Origin of the sequence: Aeromonas sp. Y293-4 (assembly GCF_027705905.1) — a bacterium.
Classification (GTDB): domain Bacteria; phylum Pseudomonadota; class Gammaproteobacteria; order Enterobacterales; family Aeromonadaceae; genus Aeromonas; species Aeromonas veronii.
Genome location: NZ_JAPDCI010000011.1, coordinates 85,022 through 104,252 on the forward strand (window position 1 = coordinate 85,022; position 19,231 = coordinate 104,252).

At 60.3% G+C, this 19,231-nt stretch carries 15 protein-coding genes; 12 read left to right on the plus strand and 3 right to left on the minus strand.

Annotated features, from left to right (window positions below; translation table 11 throughout):
* Positions 1 to 15 precede the first annotated feature (15 nt).
* Positions 16 to 918, minus strand: a complete 903-nt coding sequence (locus OKC31_RS13615) for an AraC family transcriptional regulator (protein ID WP_201943568.1) — start codon at positions 916 to 918, stop codon at positions 16 to 18.
* A 157-nt stretch (positions 919 to 1,075) separates the two neighbouring features.
* On the opposite strand from OKC31_RS13615, the gene yqhD reads away from it, so the two are divergent.
* The 8 genes from yqhD to OKC31_RS13655 all read left to right on the plus strand — a co-directional run bounded on the left by yqhD (position 1,076) and on the right by OKC31_RS13655 (position 11,746).
* Positions 1,076 to 2,239 (plus strand): alcohol dehydrogenase, encoded by a 1,164-nt coding sequence (yqhD, locus tag OKC31_RS13620; protein WP_201943569.1) that lies wholly within the window; start codon positions 1,076 to 1,078, stop codon positions 2,237 to 2,239.
* A gap of 507 nt (positions 2,240 to 2,746) precedes the next feature.
* Positions 2,747 to 4,273 (plus strand): Re/Si-specific NAD(P)(+) transhydrogenase subunit alpha, encoded by a 1,527-nt coding sequence (pntA, locus tag OKC31_RS13625; RefSeq protein WP_040070064.1) that lies wholly within the window; start codon positions 2,747 to 2,749, stop codon positions 4,271 to 4,273.
* 11 nt (positions 4,274 to 4,284) lie between these two features.
* Positions 4,285 to 5,769, plus strand: a complete 1,485-nt coding sequence (gene pntB / locus OKC31_RS13630; RefSeq protein ID WP_005339759.1) for a Re/Si-specific NAD(P)(+) transhydrogenase subunit beta — start codon at positions 4,285 to 4,287, stop codon at positions 5,767 to 5,769.
* A 98-nt stretch (positions 5,770 to 5,867) separates the two neighbouring features.
* The gene (locus OKC31_RS13635; protein ID WP_139747685.1) at positions 5,868 to 6,647 is read left to right on the plus strand and encodes a substrate-binding periplasmic protein; all 780 of its coding nucleotides are present in this window, start codon (positions 5,868 to 5,870) and stop codon (positions 6,645 to 6,647) included.
* 147 nt (positions 6,648 to 6,794) lie between these two features.
* A complete protein-coding gene (locus tag OKC31_RS13640) occupies positions 6,795 to 7,463 on the plus strand; it encodes a helix-turn-helix transcriptional regulator (RefSeq protein ID WP_040070061.1) in 669 nt (222 codons plus the stop codon).
* A 21-nt stretch (positions 7,464 to 7,484) separates the two neighbouring features.
* Positions 7,485 to 8,786 carry an L-cysteine desulfidase family protein gene (locus OKC31_RS13645; protein WP_203119773.1) on the plus strand — a complete coding sequence of 434 codons (1,302 nt, stop codon included), beginning with the start codon at positions 7,485 to 7,487 and terminating at the stop codon, positions 8,784 to 8,786.
* 133 nt (positions 8,787 to 8,919) lie between these two features.
* Positions 8,920 to 10,320: an L-cystine transporter gene (locus OKC31_RS13650; protein WP_005356325.1), complete on the plus strand. Its 1,401-nt coding sequence runs from the start codon at positions 8,920 to 8,922 to the stop codon at positions 10,318 to 10,320.
* A 97-nt stretch (positions 10,321 to 10,417) separates the two neighbouring features.
* Positions 10,418 to 11,746 (plus strand): CoA-disulfide reductase, encoded by a 1,329-nt coding sequence (locus OKC31_RS13655; RefSeq protein WP_247823793.1) that lies wholly within the window; start codon positions 10,418 to 10,420, stop codon positions 11,744 to 11,746.
* A 136-nt stretch (positions 11,747 to 11,882) separates the two neighbouring features.
* Here OKC31_RS13655 and OKC31_RS13660 read toward each other — a convergent pair whose 3' ends face one another.
* Positions 11,883 to 12,638 carry an outer membrane protein assembly factor BamD gene (locus tag OKC31_RS13660; RefSeq protein ID WP_101530913.1) on the minus strand — a complete coding sequence of 252 codons (756 nt, stop codon included), beginning with the start codon at positions 12,636 to 12,638 and terminating at the stop codon, positions 11,883 to 11,885.
* 117 nt (positions 12,639 to 12,755) lie between these two features.
* Here OKC31_RS13660 and rluD point away from each other — a divergent pair, with 117 nt between their 5' ends.
* The 3 genes from rluD (at position 12,756) to clpB (ending at position 17,334) form a co-directional block, all read left to right on the plus strand.
* The gene (gene rluD, locus OKC31_RS13665; RefSeq protein WP_005339771.1) at positions 12,756 to 13,736 is read left to right on the plus strand and encodes a 23S rRNA pseudouridine(1911/1915/1917) synthase RluD; all 981 of its coding nucleotides are present in this window, start codon (positions 12,756 to 12,758) and stop codon (positions 13,734 to 13,736) included.
* Between the two features lie 112 nt (positions 13,737 to 13,848).
* Positions 13,849 to 14,586 carry a peptidoglycan editing factor PgeF gene (gene pgeF, locus OKC31_RS13670; protein WP_247823794.1) on the plus strand — a complete coding sequence of 246 codons (738 nt, stop codon included), beginning with the start codon at positions 13,849 to 13,851 and terminating at the stop codon, positions 14,584 to 14,586.
* 174 nt (positions 14,587 to 14,760) lie between these two features.
* Positions 14,761 to 17,334 carry an ATP-dependent chaperone ClpB gene (gene clpB, locus OKC31_RS13675; protein WP_247823795.1) on the plus strand — a complete coding sequence of 858 codons (2,574 nt, stop codon included), beginning with the start codon at positions 14,761 to 14,763 and terminating at the stop codon, positions 17,332 to 17,334.
* A 286-nt stretch (positions 17,335 to 17,620) separates the two neighbouring features.
* Here the strand turns inward: clpB and asnA are convergent, their stop codons facing one another.
* The gene (gene asnA / locus OKC31_RS13680; protein ID WP_005339781.1) at positions 17,621 to 18,613 is read right to left on the minus strand and encodes an aspartate--ammonia ligase; all 993 of its coding nucleotides are present in this window, start codon (positions 18,611 to 18,613) and stop codon (positions 17,621 to 17,623) included.
* A 154-nt stretch (positions 18,614 to 18,767) separates the two neighbouring features.
* On the opposite strand from asnA, the gene asnC reads away from it, so the two are divergent.
* Positions 18,768 to 19,229, plus strand: a complete 462-nt coding sequence (asnC, locus tag OKC31_RS13685) for a transcriptional regulator AsnC (RefSeq protein ID WP_216979927.1) — start codon at positions 18,768 to 18,770, stop codon at positions 19,227 to 19,229.
* Positions 19,230 to 19,231 lie beyond the last annotated feature (2 nt).

Genomic DNA, 19,231 nt, shown 5'->3' on the forward strand with positions numbered 1-19,231 from the left:
ATAATCCCTCTCTTGTTATCCCTCGATGATGCGCAGCTGGCCATCCCGGAAGCGGGAGGCCTGATCCGTCGGCGTGCTGCCGAAGAAGCGCTTGTACTCCCGACTGAACTGGGAGTTGCTCTCGTAACCGACTCTGGCCGCCGCGGTGCCCGCCTTGATGCCGTCGTGCAGCATCATCATCCGCGCCTTGTGCAGGCGAAACGACTTGATGTACTGCAGCGGCGAGGTAGCGGTGACCGCCTTGAAGTGGTGGTGAAAGGCGGAGACGCTCATGTTCACCTCCCGCGCCAGCTCCTCCATGGTGAGGTTGTCGGCATAACGGGACTCTATCATACGCAGCACCCGGGCGATCTGGCCCACATGGTTGTGGCGATTGGCGAGCGCCTGCAGCGCCGGGCCGCCCCCTTCGGTGAGAGCGTGGAACAGCATTTCCCGCACCGTCTGCGGTCCCAGCACCCTGGCGTGCAGCGGGTTGTCCATCAGCTCGATCAGTCGCTCGGCGGCGCAAAACATGGTTTCCGACAGGGGGACCGAGTGGACGCCGCTCTTTTGTGGTGCGGGGGCGGGCAGGGCATCGCCCAGCTCCAGCAGCAGCTCTTGCAGGGTTACCAGATCGATCTCGATGGTAAAACCGATAAGCGGCTGCTCGGGGGAGGCGAAGCACTCGCACTCGCAGGGGAGCGGCAGGGTCATCAGCAGGTAGTGGTTGGGGTCGTAGCGAAACACCTGATCCGCCAGATAACCCACCTTGTGTCCCTGCAGGATAACGATCATCCGCGGTTGGTAGAGCACCGGGGTGCGGCCATGGTGCTCGGTGGTATAGATGAGGTTGACCTGTTTCACCGGTGATGGGGTGATGCCGGGTGCGGTGACGTGGCAGGTCAATCTGGCGGCGAGGTCGCTGTAACGGTTTTGCATGGGTGCTCTTTGATTCGATAGTTCCGGTTTTTGCTGCTTTGTAGAAATAGGCAAGAATCAAGCAGGATGTTGTCTTGATGGTAGGATGCTTCTGGAGAAAAATGCAATCACGATTTCGCGGCCAGGCCGCCCTGACTATCAGAAGAAGGCAATGTCGATGAACAACTTTACTCTCCATACCCCGACCAAAATCCTGTTCGGCCAAGGGCAGATCGCCCAGTTGCGCGAGCAGTTCCCGAGCGATGCCCGCGTCATGATCACCTATGGCGGCGGCAGCGTGGTACGCAGCGGCTTGCTGGAGCAGATCCGCAACGAGCTGGCTGGTATGACCCTGTTTGAATTTGGCGGCATCGAACCGAACCCGGCCTACGAGACCCTGATGGGGGCCGTGGAGCTGGCCCGTGCCGAGCGGGTCGACTTCCTGCTCGCCGTTGGTGGTGGTTCCGTGCTCGATGGTACCAAGTTTATCGCCGCTGCCGCGCACTACGATCTGGCCAAGGATCCCTGGCACATTCTCGAGACCGTCGGCAGCGAAGTGCGCTCCGCCATCCCGCTCGGTTCCGTGCTGACCCTGCCGGCGACCGGTTCCGAAATGAACATGGGTGCTGTCATCACCCGTCGCAGCAGTGGCGACAAGGTGCACTTCTTCTCGCCGTTCGTGATGCCGCGCTTCGCCGTGCTGGATCCGGTGCTCACCTACACCCTGCCCGAGCGTCAGGTGGCGAACGGGGTAGTGGATGCGTTCGTCCACATCGTGGAGCAGTACCTCACCTATCCGGTCAATGCCAAGGTGCAGGATCGCTTCGCCGAAGGCTTGCTGCTGACCCTGATCGAAGAGGGCCCCAAGGCGCTGGCCGAGCCGCACAACTACGAGGTGCGCGCCAACATCATGTGGAGCGCCACCATGGCGTTGAACGGCCTGATCGGCGCCGGTGTGCCGCAGGATTGGGCCACTCACATGTTGGGTCACGAACTGACCGCCCTGCATGGCCTCGACCATGCCCAGACTCTGGCGGTGGTGCTGCCTGCCCTGCTGCAGGCCAAGCGCAAACAGAAACATGCCAAGCTGCTGCAATACGCCGAGCGGGTGTGGGGTCTGAACAGCGGCAGCGAAGCGGAGCGCATCGACGATGCCATCGCTGCGACCCGCGACTTCTTCGAGCGGATGGGGGTCAAGACCCGACTGCGCGACTACGGTCTCAAAGATCTGGGTATCGACACCCTGATCGGCAAGCTGGGTGAGCACGGCATGACCCGTCTGGGCGAGCACAGCGATATCGATCTGGTGCAGAGCCAGCATATTTATGAAGCGGCCTGGTAAGGGCCGCCAATCGGCGCCAAACGGGCGAAACGATTGAATTGTCGGGGCCCTCTCCCGCCTTCTGGCGGCTGAGTGGCCCCGCTTTTGTTGGGAAAATGTTACTTTTCGGCGTTTCGCTGCGAGAAGTGAGACGAAAGCGGATTTCGTAAGAACAAAAAACGCTAAGATAGAGGGCCGGTAAAACATTTTTTTTGACTGGTTGGATCACTTTTTTCAGCCGTTTTTACTGGTATAAGCCTCTAATTTGGTTTGTTTTTTTTAATCGTAGCCAGGGATGGGCTGAATTCTGTACGAGTGCCGTCGGGACTGCGGTTGTAATAAAACTCCAAAATTTGATACTAATCACCTTCGCGCCTGAAAAGCGGGGGCCTGACCATGACAGGAGGTTGAGGTAAAGCCTACTGATTTTCATAACAAAGAGCCCTGGACCTGCACTTTGGTCATGTCTTGTTTCGTCAGAAGTGAGACACTGGGCAGCGATTGTTTATTAACCATCAGGGAATAGTCATGCAGATTGGAATACCGAGAGAGAGTCTCGCCGGTGAGACCCGGGTCGCAGCGACCCCGGCTACCGTCGAGCAGCTGAAAAAGCTCGGCTTCGAGGTCGCCATCGAGACCGGCGCAGGCCTGTCGGCCAGCTTCGATGATGCCGCCTTCGAGGCTGCCGGTGCCAGCGTGGTGCCGAATGTCTGGCAAGCCGACCTTATCTTCAAGGTCAATGCGCCGACCGATGCCGAGATCGCACAAATTAAAGATGGCGCCACTCTGGTGAGCTTCATCTGGCCTGCCCAGAACCCTGAGCTGGTCAAGAAGCTGTCCGAGCGCAACATCAATGTGATGGCGATGGATATGGTGCCGCGGATCTCCCGTGCCCAGTCCCTCGATGCCCTCTCCTCCATGGCCAACATCGGTGGCTATCGCGCCGTGGTTGAAGCTGCGCACCAGTTCGGTCGCTTCTTCACCGGTCAAATCACCGCAGCCGGTAAAGTGCCGCCTGCCAAGGTACTGGTGATCGGTGCCGGTGTGGCCGGTCTGGCTGCCATTGGTACTGCCGGTTCCCTCGGTGCCATCGTGCGTGCGTTCGATACCCGTCTGGAAGTGGCCGAGCAGATCGAATCCATGGGTGGGGAATTCCTCAAGCTGGACTTCGGTGGCGAAGACGGTGCATCCAGCGATGGTTACGCCAAAGTCATGTCCGATGAGTTCATCAAGGCCGAGATGGAGCTGTTCGCCCAGCAGGCCAAAGAGGTGGACATCATCATCACCACCGCCCTGATCCCGGGCAAGCCGGCTCCCAAGCTGATCACCAAAGAGATGGTCGACAGCATGAAGCCGGGCTCCGTCATTGTGGACATGGCCGCTCAGGCTGGCGGTAACTGTGAATACACAGTGCCGGGCGAACTGCATGTCACTGCCAACGGCGTCAAGGTGATCGGTTACACCGATCTGCCGGGTCGCCTGCCTGCCCAATCCTCCCAGCTCTACGGTACCAACCTGGTCAACCTGATGAAGCTGATGTGCAAGGAGAAGGACGGCAACGTTGCCATCGACTTCGAAGACGTGGTTCAGCGCAACATGACGGTGATCCAGGCCGGTGAAGTGACCTTCCCGCCGCCCGCCATCTCCGTCTCTGCCGCTCCGCAGAAACCGGCCGCCGCCAAACCGGCCGCCAAGAAGGAAGAGGCCAAGCCCTCCAACAAGAAGTTCGTGTTCGGTGCCCTCGGCATCGCCGCCTTCGGCTGGATCGCCTCCGTTGCCCCGGCAGCCTTCCTCTCCCACTTCACCGTATTCATCCTGGCCTGTGTGGTCGGTTACTACGTGGTGTGGAACGTCTCGCACGCCCTGCATACGCCGCTGATGTCGGTCACCAATGCCATCTCCGGCATTATCGTGGTCGGTGCCCTGCTGCAGATCGGGCAAGGGTCGACCCTGGTCACCGCGCTGGCGTTCATCGCCGTGCTGATTGCCAGTATCAACATCTTCGGCGGCTTCACCGTCACTCAGCGCATGCTGAAGATGTTCCGTAAGGATTAAGGGGGTTTAACGTGTCTCAAGGACTGGTAACAGCATCCTATATCGTTGCCGCCGTGCTCTTCATCCTCAGTCTCGCGGGACTGTCGAAGCAAGAAACGGCCAAGCATGGCAACCTGTTCGGTATCGCGGGTATGGCTATCGCCCTGCTCGCCACCGTATTCAACCCGGAGACCAGTGGCGTTCACTGGATCATTCTGGCCATGGTGATCGGCGGTGCCATCGGCGTGCGTCTGGCACTCAAGGTCGAGATGACCGAGATGCCCGAGCTGGTGGCCGTGCTGCACAGCTTCGTGGGTATGGCGGCAGTACTGGTGGGCTTCAACAGCTTCATCGATCTGCACCCCTCTGCACCTGCTGAGGTCGTCGTCTCCGTCGGTTCCAATCTGGATGCCACTCTGGCAGCCGCCCGTGCGGCGTTCGAGCAGGCCAATAGCGTCGCCCAGGTCGAGCACCTGACCGGCGCCATGCTGAACATCCACCTGGTCGAGATCTTCCTGGGCGTCTTCATCGGTGCCGTAACCTTTACCGGTTCCGTGGTTGCCTTCGGCAAACTGCGCGGTCTCATCTCCTCCAAGCCGCTGATGCTGCCGCATCGCCACAAGCTGAACCTGCTGGCCGTGGTCGCCTCGCTGGCGCTGATGGTCTACTTCGTCAACGCGGGCGGCTCTACCTTCGCCCTGCTGGTGATGACCCTGATCGCCTTCGCCTTCGGCTGGCATCTGGTTGCCTCCATCGGTGGCGCAGACATGCCGGTCGTGGTCTCCATGCTGAACTCCTACTCCGGTTGGGCGGCAGCGGCGGCGGGCTTCATGCTCTCCAACGACCTGCTGATCGTCACCGGTGCGCTGGTAGGTTCCTCCGGTGCGATCCTCTCTTACATCATGTGTAAGGCGATGAACCGCTCCTTCATCTCCGTGATCGCCGGTGGCTTCGGCTCCGATGGCGTGGCCTCCACGGCTGATCAGGAGATGGGTGAATACCGCGAAACCAGCGCCGAGGAAGTGGCTGACCTGCTGAAGAACTCCAGCTCCGTCATCATCACCCCGGGCTATGGCATGGCGGTGGCACAGGCCCAGTATCCGGTGGCTGAAATCACCCAGAAGCTGCGTGACCGCGGCGTCAAGGTGCGTTTCGGTATCCACCCGGTTGCCGGTCGTCTGCCTGGCCACATGAACGTGCTGCTGGCGGAAGCGAAAGTCCCGTATGACATCGTGCTGGAAATGGACGAGATCAACGACGACTTCGCCGATACCGACACCGTGCTGGTGATTGGTGCCAACGACACCGTTAACCCGGCCGCGATGGAAGATCCGGGCAGCCCGATCGCCGGTATGCCGGTGCTGGAAGTGTGGAAAGCGCAGAACGTCATCGGCTTCAAGCGCTCCATGAACACTGGCTACGCCGGTGTCCAGAACCCGCTGTTCTTCAAAGAGAATACCCAGATGCTGTTTGGCGATGCCAAGGCCAGCGTCGAGGCAATCCTGAAAGCACTGTAAGTGCCATTCAGAGACTGGATATCAAGGAGGCTTCGGCCTCCTTTTTTATTGCTCATCCCTTGTATATCCTCAATCCATACGGACCATGAGGGATCTCCATGATGTGGTGTCAGGGTTGGCGAAGGATCGGGTTGTACGGTTGGCTGCTGGCCTCCCTGTTTGGTGCTGGTTCGGCTGTGGCGACAGACGAGCCGCCGACTCTGACGCTGCTGACCGAGCTGTGGCCCCCTTATGTGATGCGTGGTGACAATGGCGAGCTGGCCGGCGCCGATCTCGATCTGGCCTGTACCGTGTTGCGCCAGATGGGTTATCGCACTGAAATCAGGGTGCTGCCCTGGAAGCGGGTTCTGCAGCAGGCCCGTCTCAGGCAGGGGGATGCGGTGCTCGATGTCTTCTTTGAACCTTCCCGCCAGCACTGGCTCCACTACCCCGAAGAGCCGCTCTCTTACAGCGGCGAAGTGCTCTTCTATCCATCGGCCCGTCCGGTGGATTTCAAACAGCTCTCCGACCTCAAGGGTCTGCGGATAGGTATTCAGGAAGATTATGCCTACAGTCCCGATTTTCTGATCGATCCCGGGGTGATCCGGATGCCGATGACGGGGGAGGGGAATGCCATCAAACAGCTGCATCTGATGATGGCAGGTCGGCTGGACGGGGTAGTGCTCAACGAGCGGGTCGGTCGTTATCTGCTGCATACCCAGGGGTTGCAGGATCAGGTGAGCCACGGCTCGCGCCTGCTGACCGACGACAACCGCAACTTCCTCGCGTTTACCCACAAGCCCGGCCACGACCAGTTGGCTATCCGCTTCTCCTCTGCCCTCAAGGCGTTCAAACAGACCCCCGCCTACAAGCAGCTGCTGGCTCGCTATCACCTCTGAGTTGCCGCCCGGCTGTGCGCCGCTTCACAATTTGTCGCACTTTGTTAAAAGGTGGGCATAATGGCGAGCAAAAAGGGGATGCCGCTCAACATTAGTTGATCTTGTTGATAGTAGAATCAACTGCGGTTTACTCAAAGTTACTCATATATGTCCACAGCAGCCACCACTGACCAGATCAATTCGTTAACGGATGAAGAACGTCATCTGATCGCCAGTTTCGAGCCCGCGGTCGAGGCGCTGGCCGCGCTGTTTGGCGCAGGGTGCGAGGTGGTGTTGCATGCGTTCGATACGCTGGATGCATCGGTCATCAAGATTGCCAACGGCCATATCACCGGTCGTCGGGAGGGGGCGCCGGTCACCGACTTTGCCCTCAACCGCTTGCAGGGGGAGGCGGGCAGCCAGTGGAGCAGCTACTTCAGCCGTACCCGCGACGGGACGCTGATGAAGTCCTCCTCCATCACTATCAGCAACCGGCAGGGCAAGCCCATCGGCATGCTCTGCGTGAACTTCAGTCTGGATACCTCCCTTGGCAGCTTGCTCGATACCTTTGCGTTGCCAGCGGCACCGGCGCCGCTCAACAACGAGACCTTTGCCAGCTCGGTGGACGATCTGGTGACCCAGGTGATTGAGAAGGTGGATCGGGATGATTCGCTCTCCTGCACGGTGCGCAACAAGGAGATAGTGACCCGGCTCTTCGACATGGGGATCTTCGAGATCAAGGAGGCGGCCCAGCTGGTTGCCCGGATGCTCGGCATCTCCCGTCATACTGTTTATCTGCATATCCGTAATCACAAGGCGGATCTGAACAAGCAATAACTGCCTGCGGGCACCCTGAACATGAGAAACACTGCGATGAAAGCACAATGGACCGACTTTATTACCCTGCTCAAGCGTGAAGTGGTGCCGGCCCTGGGCTGTACCGAGCCGATGTCGGTGGCGCTGGCGGCGGCCAACTGCCGCAAGCTGCTGGGGGAGACCCCGACCCGCATCAGCGTCTGGGTCAGTGGCAATCTGTTCAAGAACGGCATGGGAGTCGGGGTGCCGGGCACCGGCATGATCGGTCTGCCGGTGGCCGCTGCGGTCGGCATCACCGGCGGCAATCCCGATGCCGGGCTGGAGGTGCTCAAGACCCTCACGCCAGAACAGGTGGAAGCGGCCAAGGCGCTGCTGCCGGTGATCAAGGTGGATGTGAAGGATGTGCCGGATGTGCTCTACGCCGAGGTGCTGGCCGAAGTGAGGGGTCATAGTGCCCGGGTGGTGATCTGTACCGACCACACCCGCATCATCCTGATGGAGAAGGATGGCGAGGTGCTGATGGAGCAGGCCAGTGCCCCCGGTGTGCAGATCCAGCCAGCCAAATCCGCCAAACCGGCCATGACCCTGCGGGAGATCGTCGATTTTGCATTGGAAGTGCCGCTGGCGGAGATCGACTTTATCCGCGAGGCCGCCACCATGAATCAGGCGCTGGCAGATGAAGGATTACAGGGTTACGGCCTGAAGATCGGCAAGATCCTCACCGAACAGGTGGAGCGCAAGCTGCTCTCCGATGACCTGATGACGCTGGCGATGCGCCTCTCCTCCGCTGCCTCCGATGCACGGATGGATGGTGCCATGCTGCCCGCCATGTCCAACTCCGGTTCCGGCAATCAGGGCATTGCCGCCACCATGCCGGTGGTCGCGGCTGCCCGCTTCCTCAAGGCGAGTGACGAGCAGCTGACCCGGGCACTGGTGATGAGCCATCTGGTGGCCATCTACATCAAGACCTATCAGAACAAGCTGTCGGCCCTCTGCGCCGCCAGTACCGCCGCCATGGGGGCCGGTGCCGCCATCACCTGGCTGCTGGGCGGCCAGTATCAGCAGATCAGCCACTGCATCAACAACATGATTGGCGATGTCTCCGGCATCATCTGCGACGGCGCGGGCAGCGCCTGCTCCATGAAGGTCTCCACCTCCACCTCAGCGGCGGTAAAGTCCTCGCTGATGGCCATCAACAACCTGCATGTCCCCCAGAGCGAGGGGATCGTTTCCGACGATGTGGACCAGACCATCGCCAATCTGGGCCGCCTCTCCAAAGAGGGGATGCTGGATACCGACATCGAAATCATCAACATCATGCGAGCGAAACAGCAGAAGCAGTGAATCTGTGACAAGGGGGCGATAGACCCCCTTGTTCTTGTCACGACGGCGAAGACCGTCTGACACGGTTGTCAGGGCAAGCATGGCGCTTGCTCTTGTTTCTCGGGCGCAAGCCCGCTTTTTGGGGAGTCATACCATGACATTTAGCGTTATCGGCAATCTGGCCATCGCCGCCATCTTGCTGTTCTTTCTCTACCGGTTACAGGAAAAACATGTGAGCTTCACCCGCCGGGTATTTGCCGGTCTGGGGCTCGGTATTCTGTTCGGCGCCGCGTTGCAACTGCTTTACGGTGCAGGCTCGCCCGTCATTGTTCAGACCATCGACTATCTGGATATCGTGGGTAGCGGCTATGTGAAGCTGCTGCAAATGATCATCATCCCGCTGATCATGGTCTCCATCATCAGCGCTATCTTGAAGCTCAATGGCGGCACCGCGCTGGGCAAGATCAGTGCCATGACCATAGGCGTGCTGATCTTCACCACCGCCATCGCCGCCGGGGCGGGCATCTTGATGTCCAACCTGTTTGGCCTGACCGCTGAAGGGCTCACCTCCGGGGCCGCCGAGAGCGCCCGTGGCGCCGCGCTACAGACCACCCTCGGCAGCGTCGAGAGCATGTCTTTCGCCAAGATGATGCTGGAGTTCATTCCTGCCAACCCCTTCCTCGACATGACCGGGGCGCGCAAGACCTCCACCATCGCCGTGGTGATCTTCTCCATCTTCATCGGCCTCTCTGCCACCGGCATCGCCCGCAAGAAGCCGGAGATCTTCGCCAGCTTCAGCCACTTCGTGGCCGTGGCGCATGCCATCGTAATGCGGATGGTGACTCTGGTGCTGCGCCTGACCCCGTTTGGCGTACTGGCGCTGATGGCCAAGGTGGTCTCCGGTTCCAACTATGCTGACATCCTCAACCTGCTCAGCTTTGTGATGGCCTCTTACGGCGCCATCGCCATCATGTTTGTCGTGCACCTGCTGCTGGTGAGCATGGTCGGCATCAACCCGCTGCGCTTCCTCAAGAAGATCACGCCGGTGCTGGCGTTTGCCTTCACCTCGCGCACCAGTGCGGGCTCCATTCCGATGAACGTGCAGACCCAGACCAAGTCGCTGGGTATTCCTGAGGGGATCGCCAACTTCGCCGCCTCCTTCGGTTCCACCATCGGCCAGAACGGCTGCGCCGGTATCTATCCGGCCATGCTGGCCGTGATGATTGCCCCGACCGTCGGGGTCAACCCGATGGATCCCGGCTTTATCATGACCCTGATCGCCATCATCACCGTCAGCTCCTTCGGGGTGGCCGGGATTGGCGGCGGCGCCACTTTTGCCGCGCTGATCGTGCTCTCCGCGCTGGACTTCCCGGTGGCGCTGGCCGGTCTGCTCATCTCCATCGAGCCGCTGATCGACATGGGTCGTACCGCGCTCAACGTCTCCGGCTCCATCACCGCAGGGACTGTCACCAGCCGCCTGATGGGCGAGACCGACATGCATGTGTTCAACAGCGATCACGAAGTGAGTCTGGACGGCGAAGAGTCCACCGTCTGATTTGCGTCGGTTGATCTGCCTGTGGAAAGGGGCGACCCTTTCCCGTCATAGACCGCAGGGAGGGCATGCCCTCCCTGCGCCATTGAGAGGAAAAACAATGAGAATTCTGATCATCGGTGGCGAAGCCGCCGGTATGAGTGCGGCGGCCAAGGCCCGCCGTCTGGCCAAAGATGCCGACATCGTGGTGTATGAGGCCTCCGAGGTGATCTCTTTCGGTGCCTGCGGCCTGCCCTACTTCGTCGGCGACGAGTTTCAGGAGCCTGGCTACATGGCCGAGTTCACCCCCGAGCAGTTCGCCGCCAAGGGGATCGAGGTCAAGATTGGCCATCGGGTATTGAGCGTTGACGCAGCTGCCCAGACCTTGCAGGTGGAGCACAACGGCGACACCTTCACCGATCGCTACGATCGGCTGATGATTGCCACCGGTGCCCGCGAAGTGATGCCCCCCATCCCCGGTTTGCAGCAGCAAGGGGTATTCGGTCTGCGCCGGATGGCCGACGGACTGGCGCTGAAGGCGGCGGTGCAAGACAAGAACAATCGCCGCGCAGTGGTGATTGGCTCCGGCTTTATCGGGCTGGAAGTGGTCGAGGCGCTGGTCCATCAGGGCAAAGAGGTGCGTCTCATCGAGCTGGCGGATCGAGTCATCCCCGATGCGTTTGATGGCGAGATCACCCAGCACATCGAAACCGAACTGCGCGAGCAGGGGGTCTCTCTCCATCTGGGTGAGCGAGTTGAAGCACTGCTGGGGGATGGTCGGGTGACCGGCGTGCGCACCAGCCAGGGCGAGTACGAGGCCGATATCGTGGTGGTCTGCACCGGGGTCAAGCCCAATACCGAGTTTCTGGCCGATACCGGCATCGAGCGGCTCGGCAACGGCGCCATCAAGGTGGATCGTCAGGGACGCAGCTCGCTCGCCAACGTCTGGTCGGCCGGTGACTGTGCCAGCGTCTGGCACAGCGTAAAGCAGCAGCAGGTCTATGTGCCGCTCGCCACCATCGCCAACAAGCTGGGGCGCATGGTGGGCGAGAACCTGGCGGGGGCCGAGCAGGAGTTCCCGGGTACCCTCGGTTCTGCGGCGCTCAAGGTGTTGGGGCTGGAGGCGGGCCGTACCGGCCTCTCCGAGCAGGAAGCCAAGGCGATGGGCATCGACTATCGCACCGTGGTGATCAAGGACAAGTGCCACACCAACTACTGCCCGGGTCAGTCCGACATTCACGTCAAACTGGTCTATGAGGCGGGCAGCAAGCGGCTGCTGGGTGGTCAGATCCTCGGTCGCAAGGGGGCGGTACACCGCATCGACGCGCTGGCGGTGGCCATCACCATGGGGGTGACCACTGAGCAGCTCGGCATGCTGGACTTTGCCTATGCGCCGCCCTTCTCCCGCACCTGGGATGCCCTGAACGTGGCGGGTAACGTCGCGAAGTAAGCGTTGCGATGACTGCGTCGTTACGCAGATTCTGCTCTGCAGAGCAATCTGCGGGTAATAGCTGAGGGTAAATTGCAGCGATAAAAAAACCGATGCCAAGGCATCGGTTTTTTTATTACCGGTTTATCCGTATCACTCAGCCACGGCCGAGGCGGTTCTCCGGGTAGTTCTTGGCCAGCACTTCGCGGGCATGCTTGGCCAGCTGCGGCATCTTCAGAGAGTCGTAAGACTCGACCATGATCTCCAGTGCCTTCTCGGTTTCGGCTGTGTCGGGGTAGGTTTCGACAATCAGCTTGGCCCGGTTGGCGGCCGCGACCAGTGCATCACGCTTCACGTAATACTCGGCCACGCTCAGGTCATATCGGGCCAGACGATTCTTCAGGCCAATCATGCGCGCACGGGCATCGGCGGCATAGACGCTGTTGGGGTAGTTCTGCAACAGGGTCTTGAAGTCCTGGAATGCCTGACGGGCATAAGCAGGGTCTTTGTCGTCCCGATCGATACCGAACAGGCTTTGGAAGAAGTTGTAATCCGCCGCCATGTTGGTCAGGCCGCGCATATAGAAGACGTAATCGATATTTTTATGCGCCGGATTGAGGCGGATAAAACGGTCGATATTGGCGATCGCCTGAGCGGTATCATCCTGCTTGTAGTAGGCATAGATGAGGTCAAGCTGCACCTGATTGGAGTAGGCACCGAACGGGTAGCGAGAGTCCAAAGCCTCCAGCAATTCAGTGGCTTGCACGTAATTGCCAACGTCCAGTTTGAGGCGTGCTTTCTGGTACAGGGTCTCCGGCGGTTCGTCGGGTACCTTGGGTTTGGTGCTGGAACAGCCTGTGATCAAGGTAGCGACCAAGGCGAGCGACATCAGCAGGTGAGACTTCTTTCCCATCAACAACATCCGGTCCATTTCCACGAAATTGGCAAAGTATCCGTTATGCTTGGCTAAAAGAAAAGCTAGAATACCCGGATTATTTCGAATTGATACCCCCCGCTCAAGAGACCATACATGAGCCAGCATATTGAACTGACAGGCGAATTCCAGGATCACCAATTCGGGCAGCGACTCGACCAGGCCCTGGCCGAATTGTTTCCAGACTACTCCCGCACCCGCATCAAGGAGTGGATTTTACAGGACAGAGTGACCCTGGACGGTCAGGTTGCCAACACCCCGCGCGAGAAGATTCTCGCCGGGCAGCAGGTGCATGTGAATGTCGAGCTGGAAGATGATACTCGCTGGGATGCCCAGGATATCGAGCTCAACATAGTTTACGAAGATGAACACATTCTGGTGATCGACAAACCGGCCGGTCTGGTGGTTCACCCGGGCGCAGGTACGCCGGATGGCACCATCCTCAACGCCCTGCTGCACCGCTACCCCGGCATTGCCGAGGTACCTCGCGCCGGTATCGTGCACCGTCTGGATAAAGACACCACAGGTTTGATGGTGGTTGCCAAAACCGTACCCGCCCAGACCCATCTGGTGGAAGCGTTGCAGGCGCGCCAGATCACCCGTGAGTACGAAGCGATCGCCATCGGTCACATGACCGCAGGTGGTACGGTTGATGCGCCCATAGGCCGTCACCCGACCCAGCGTACCCATATGGCCGTGGTGCCCAATGGTCGTCCTTCCGTGACTCACTACCGGGTTCACGAGAAGTTCCGTGGCCACACCCGTCTGCGTCTGCGTCTGGAGACCGGCCGTACCCACCAGATCCGTGTCCACATGGCGCACATCAAACACCCGCTGGTGGGTGATCCCGCTTACGGTGGCCGTCTGCGCCCGCTGCGCAACGCGACCCCCGAGCTGACTCAGGCACTGCGCAACTTCAACCGTCAGGCGCTGCATGCCACTATGCTGCAACTGGCTCACCCCATCACGGGGGAAGTGATGCAGTGGCACTCAGCTACACCGCAAGACATGGTGGAGCTGATGGAAGTGCTGCGCGCGGATACTCTCGCCAATCCGGATGATCTGGTCTGGAACTGATGTGATAGGGCCTGCTGCGTCGGTTTCTGGCGTCATCCGGCCCGAACAGATGCCAAACGGGGTTCCCTTGCAGGAGCCCCGTTTTTATATCGGTGAATTGAAGGAGTCACAGATGAAATGGATCGAACCCGACTGGCCAGCCCCGGCGTGTGTCAGGGCGTTGTCGACCACCCGGGATGGTGGTGTTAGCGAAGGGGTCTTTGCCGGTCTCAATCTGGGCGCCCATGTGGGGGATGAACCGGTGCGAGTCGAGGCCAATCGGGCCCGGCTGCAGCAGGCGGCCGCCATCCCGGGGCCCCTTAACTGGCTCAATCAGGTGCACGGCACCGTGGTTCATCCAGTCAGCAGCCATTATGAGCAGGCGCCGGATGCCGATGCCGCCTGCGCCCATGAGGCGGAGCTGGCCTGCATCGTGATGACCGCCGACTGTCTGCCGGTGTTGTTCTGCGATCGGGCCGGTACCGTGGTGGCCGCCGCCCACGCAGGCTGGCGTGGACTGAAAGAGGGCGTGCTGGAGGCGAGCATCGCCGCCATGGGCTGCGAGCCGGGCGAGGTCCTGGTCTGGATGGGCCCGGCCATTGGCCCCACTGCATTTGAAGTGGGGGGAGAGGTGCGCGAGGCCTTTATGGCGGAGCAGGTTGAAGCAGAAGCGGCGTTCGTCCCCTCGTCCAATGAGGGGAAATGGCTGGCAGATATCTACCAGCTGGCGCGGTTGCGCCTTGTCCGTGCCGGCGTCACCGCTGTCTATGGTGGCGAATACTGCACCTTCAGCGACAGCGAGCAGTTCTACTCTTATCGTCGCGATGGCCAGACCGGCCGCATGGCCTCCATCATCTGGTTGGCGTCCTGATGACGCTCCCCGCCCTGCATCTGGCAAGGGCGGGGATCCTGCTCTCGCCCCCTCTTGCAGAAAAAATAACCAGTATCGCCCCTTGAAATAGCCCGTACGGGCCTCATCTTTCATCTCAGAAAGTTATGTTGTTTGCCGCGCAAGCGGCGTCTGCCTGTTTGAAGGGGGAGTGCAATGCGCCTCGATCGCCTTACCAGCAAATTCCAGATTGCTATTTCCGATGCCCAGTCTCTTGCGCTGGGTCGTGACCACCAATTTATCGAACCCGTCCATCTGATGACCGCACTGGTCAATCAGGATGGCGGCTCCATCCGTCCGTTGCTCACCCTGACCGGGATGGATATCAACGCCCTGCGCTCCCGTCTCGGTGAGGAGCTGGATCGCCTGCCGCGCGTCAGCGGCGTGGAAGGGGACGTGCAGCTCTCCAACGGCCTCGGCCGCCTGCTCAACGTCTGCGACAAACTGGCCCAGCAGCGCAAGGATCAGTTCATCTCCTCCGAGCTGTTCGTGCTGGCTGCCCTCGACGACAAGGGAACGCTGGGTGAGCTGCTGCGCGCCCAAGGGCTGACCAAGGAAAAACTCGAAGCGGCCATCGACAAGGTGCGTGGTGGCAAGAAGGTGGAGGATGCCAACGCCGAGGAGAACCGTCAGGCGCTGGAGAAGTACACCATCGATCTGACCGAGCGGGCCGAAATCGGCAAGCTCGACCCGGTGATCGGCCGTGATGACGAGATCCGCCGTACCATTCAGGTACTGCAACGCCGTACCAAGAACAACCCCGTGCTGATCGGTGCTCCCGGTGTCGGTAAAACCGCCATCGTCGAGGGGCTGGCCCAGCGCATCATCAACGGTGAAGTGCCGGAAGGGCTGAAGAACAAGCGGGTGCTGTCGCTGGACATGGGGGCGCTGGTGGCCGGTGCCAAGTATCGCGGCGAGTTTGAAGAGCGGCTCAAGGCCGTACTGACCGATCTCGCCAAGGAGGAGGGCAACGTCATCCTCTTTATCGACGAGCTGCACACCATGGTCGGCGCCGGCAAGGGCGAAGGGGCAATGGACGCGGGCAACATGCTCAAACCTGCGCTGGCCCGCGGCGACCTGCACTGCGTCGGCGCCACCACCCTGGATGAGTACCGTCAGTACATCGAGAAAGATGCTGCGCTGGAGCGCCGTTTCCAGAAGGTGCTGGTGGAAGAGCCGAGCGTGGAGGACACCATCGCCATTCTGCGCGGCCTGAAAGAGCGTTACGAGCTGCACCACCATGTGCAGATCACCGACCCCGCCATCGTGGCGGCGGCCCAGCTGTCGCACCGCTATATCGCGGATCGCCAGTTGCCGGACAAGGCTATCGACCTTATCGACGAGGCGGCAGCCAGCATCCGGTTGCAGATCGACTCCAAGCCCGAGGCGCTCGATCGTCTCGAGCGGCGCATCATCCAGCTCAAGCTGGAGCAGCAGGCGCTGATGAAGGAGGACGATGACGCCAGCCGCAAGCGTCTGGAGCTGATCAATCAGGAGATTGGCGAGAAGGATCGGGAATACAACGAGCTGGACGAGGTATGGAAGGCCGAGAAGGCCGCCCTTGCCGGCACCCAGCATATCAAGGCTGCGCTGGAGCAGGCCCGTCAGGATCTCGACGTGGCGCGCCGGGCAGGCGACCTGGGCCGGATGTCCGAGCTGCAGTACGGCCGCATTCCGGAGCTGGAGAAACAGCTGGATCTCGCCACCCAAGCCGAGATGCAGGAGACCAGCCTGCTGCGCAACCGGGTCACCGACGTGGAGATTGCAGACGTCTTGGCCCGCTGGACCGGTATTCCGGTCGCCCGCATGCTGGAAGGGGAGCGCGACAAGCTGCTGCGGATGGAAGATCAGCTGCACAGCCGGGTGATTGGTCAGGAGGAGGCGGTCGATGCGGTCTCCAACGCCATTCGTCGCTCCCGTGCCGGTCTCTCCGATCCGAATCGCCCCATCGGCTCCTTCCTGTTCCTGGGACCCACCGGGGTGGGCAAGACCGAGCTTTGCAAGGCGCTGGCGGAGTTCCTGTTCGATACCCAGGATGCCATGGTGCGGATCGATATGTCCGAGTTCATGGAGAAACACAGTGTGGCCCGTCTGGTGGGGGCGCCTCCCGGATACGTGGGTTACGAAGAGGGTGGTTATCTGACCGAGGCGGTGCGCCGTCGTCCCTACTCGGTGATCCTGCTGGACGAGGTGGAGAAGGCGCATCCCGATGTCTTCAACATCCTGTTGCAGGTGCTCGATGATGGCCGCCTGACCGATGGCCAGGGTCGCACCGTCGATTTTCGCAACTCGGTGGTGATCATGACCTCCAACCTTGGTTCGGATCTGATTCAGGAGCACCACTCCGAGAAGGATTACGACGAGATGAAGGCCATGCTGATGGATGTGCTGACCCGCAGTTTCCGACCGGAGTTTATCAACCGGATCGACGAGACGGTGGTGTTCCATCCGCTTGGCGAGGATCACATCAAGTCCATCGCCCGCATCCAGCTCAAGAGCCTGATGGGGCGACTGGAGGCTCAGGGTTACGAGGTGGAGGTGAGCGAAGCGCTGCTCGAGAAGCTGGTGCATGCCGGGTTCGACCCCGTCTACGGGGCGCGGCCTCTCAAACGGGCGATCCAGCAGAAGGTGGAGAACCCGCTGGCGCAGGCCCTGCTCTCCGGCCGCATTGTGCCGGGCAAAAAACTGCTGCTGGGGGCCGACAACAACGGCCTGACCATGACCCAGTAACTAGTCTCGCATCTATATTTGCAGCGCCAGCCCTCGGGCTGGCGTTGTCGTATCTGGTGGCGGGGATTCGGGCGCAAAAAAACGGCAATCCGAAGATTGCCGGGAGGAATGTAGTGAAGCGACCTGACGTGGGTTGAGCGGGTCGCAGGGGCAAGCCCCCGATTGCGAAACAAAGCCGCTTACGGCCTTGCGTCTTACAGCCTGCCGGGGATGCGCTCGCTCAACCCCGACGGCCACCTGCCTGTTGCCATACCGGCTGAGATGGCGCCGGCATGGCCTTCATTCGTTACAGCATGCCTTGCACGGCAGCTTTCATCTCGGCTGGCCAGACGCCGACTTGGACCTGACCGATGTGCTCTTTTTGCAGCAACAGCATGGCCAGACGGGATTGGCCGATGCCGCCGCCGATGGTCTGCGGCATCCGTGCGGCCAGCAGATCCTGATGCCAGTCGTACTGCAGGCGATCCTCGTCGCCTGTGATGGCCAGCTGGCGGCGCAGTGCCTCGGCATCGACCCGGATCCCCATGGAGGAGATCTCGAAGCTGTCTTGCAGCACCGGGTTCCACACCAGAATGTCGCCGTTCAGACCCGCCAGACCCAGCTCGCTGTGGCTACTCCAGTCGTCGTAATCCGGGGCGCGCACATCGTGGCGCTCACCGTGGGAGAGCGCACCGCCGATACCGATCAGGAACACGGCCCCCAGCTCTTTGGCGATGGCGCGCTCGCGCCCCTTGGCATCGAGATCCGGGTAGCGGGCCAGCAACTCTTCGCTGTGCAGGAACTGGATCTCGGCTGGCAGGAAGGGGGTCAGCTCATGCTCGGCACAGACCGCGCGCTCGGTGGCCTTGATGGCGGCCCAGATGCCGCGCACGGTTTCCTGCAGATAGGCCAGATCGCGGCGCTCGCTCGGCATCACCTTCTCCCAGTCCCACTGATCCACGTAGACGGAGTGGATGGGGGTGAGCTTGTCTTCATCCGGACGCAGTGCCTTCATGTGGGTGTAGATCCCTTCGCCCGGGCCGAAACCGAAGCGACCCAGGGTCTGGCGCTTCCATTTGGCCAGTGAATGGACCACTTCGTAGCTGTGATCCGGCAGAGTTTTTACTTTGACCTGCACTGCATTCTCATGGCCAGAGAGGTTGTCCTGAGTGCCATCACCGACCCGGCTCAGAATGGGGGCTTGCACCTCCATCAGACCCAGTTGCTGGGCGAGTTGGCGGGAGAACATCTCTTTGACGAAGCTGATCTGCTGTTGGCTGCGAATGTAGTGCTGTTTCATGCTGAATTCCTGTTTCAAACCCCGTTGGATGTGGTGATTCTTCAACGGATTGCCAACTAAATTCAATATTCGATAATAGAAATAGGCTTTGTTCGTTTTTTTCTTCAAAATAAGGATGTTTTTAATGACGTATCGCTAACGGGAGGGTAAAAAAATGCCGGAAAATTACCGGATCGATAATCTCGATCAAGCCATCCTCTCCGCTCTGATGGAGAATGCGCGTATTCCTTATGCCGAACTGGCCAAGCAGCTGGCGGTCAGCCCGGGCACCATCCATGTGCGGGTGGAGAAGATGAAACAGGCGGGGATCATCGAGGGGACACGGGTGCAGGTTAACCCCAAGAAGCTGGGTTACGACGTCTGCTGCTTTATCGGGATCAATCTGAAGAGTGCCAAGGATTACCCCTCGGCACTGGCCAAGCTGCAGGCGCTGGACGAAGTGGTGGAGGCCTACTACACCACGGGCCACTACAGCATCTTCATGAAGGTGATGACCCGCTCCATCGACGAGCTGCAGATAGTGCTGATCAACAAGATCCAGACCATCGACGAGATCCAGTCCACTGAAACCCTGATCTCGCTGCAAAACCCTATCCTGCGGGATGTGAAACCCTGACC

What these genes read in the sequence shown, in the direction of transcription:
- OKC31_RS13615 (WP_201943568.1), bottom strand. Translation starts at nt 918, where the DNA reads ATGCAAAACCGTTACAGCGACCTCGCCGCCAGATTGACCTGCCACGTC.
- yqhD (WP_201943569.1), top strand. Translation starts at nt 1,076, where the DNA reads ATGAACAACTTTACTCTCCATACCCCGACCAAAATCCTGTTCGGCCAA.
- pntA (WP_040070064.1), top strand. Translation starts at nt 2,747, where the DNA reads ATGCAGATTGGAATACCGAGAGAGAGTCTCGCCGGTGAGACCCGGGTC.
- OKC31_RS13635 (WP_139747685.1), top strand. Translation starts at nt 5,868, where the DNA reads ATGATGTGGTGTCAGGGTTGGCGAAGGATCGGGTTGTACGGTTGGCTG.
- OKC31_RS13640 (WP_040070061.1), top strand. Translation starts at nt 6,795, where the DNA reads ATGTCCACAGCAGCCACCACTGACCAGATCAATTCGTTAACGGATGAA.
- OKC31_RS13645 (WP_203119773.1), top strand. Translation starts at nt 7,485, where the DNA reads ATGAGAAACACTGCGATGAAAGCACAATGGACCGACTTTATTACCCTG.
- OKC31_RS13650 (WP_005356325.1), top strand. Translation starts at nt 8,920, where the DNA reads ATGACATTTAGCGTTATCGGCAATCTGGCCATCGCCGCCATCTTGCTG.
- OKC31_RS13655 (WP_247823793.1), top strand. Translation starts at nt 10,418, where the DNA reads ATGAGAATTCTGATCATCGGTGGCGAAGCCGCCGGTATGAGTGCGGCG.
- OKC31_RS13660 (WP_101530913.1), bottom strand. Translation starts at nt 12,638, where the DNA reads ATGGGAAAGAAGTCTCACCTGCTGATGTCGCTCGCCTTGGTCGCTACC.
- rluD (WP_005339771.1), top strand. Translation starts at nt 12,756, where the DNA reads ATGAGCCAGCATATTGAACTGACAGGCGAATTCCAGGATCACCAATTC.
- pgeF (WP_247823794.1), top strand. Translation starts at nt 13,849, where the DNA reads ATGAAATGGATCGAACCCGACTGGCCAGCCCCGGCGTGTGTCAGGGCG.
- clpB (WP_247823795.1), top strand. Translation starts at nt 14,761, where the DNA reads ATGCGCCTCGATCGCCTTACCAGCAAATTCCAGATTGCTATTTCCGAT.
- asnA (WP_005339781.1), bottom strand. Translation starts at nt 18,613, where the DNA reads ATGAAACAGCACTACATTCGCAGCCAACAGCAGATCAGCTTCGTCAAA.
- asnC (WP_216979927.1), top strand. Translation starts at nt 18,768, where the DNA reads ATGCCGGAAAATTACCGGATCGATAATCTCGATCAAGCCATCCTCTCC.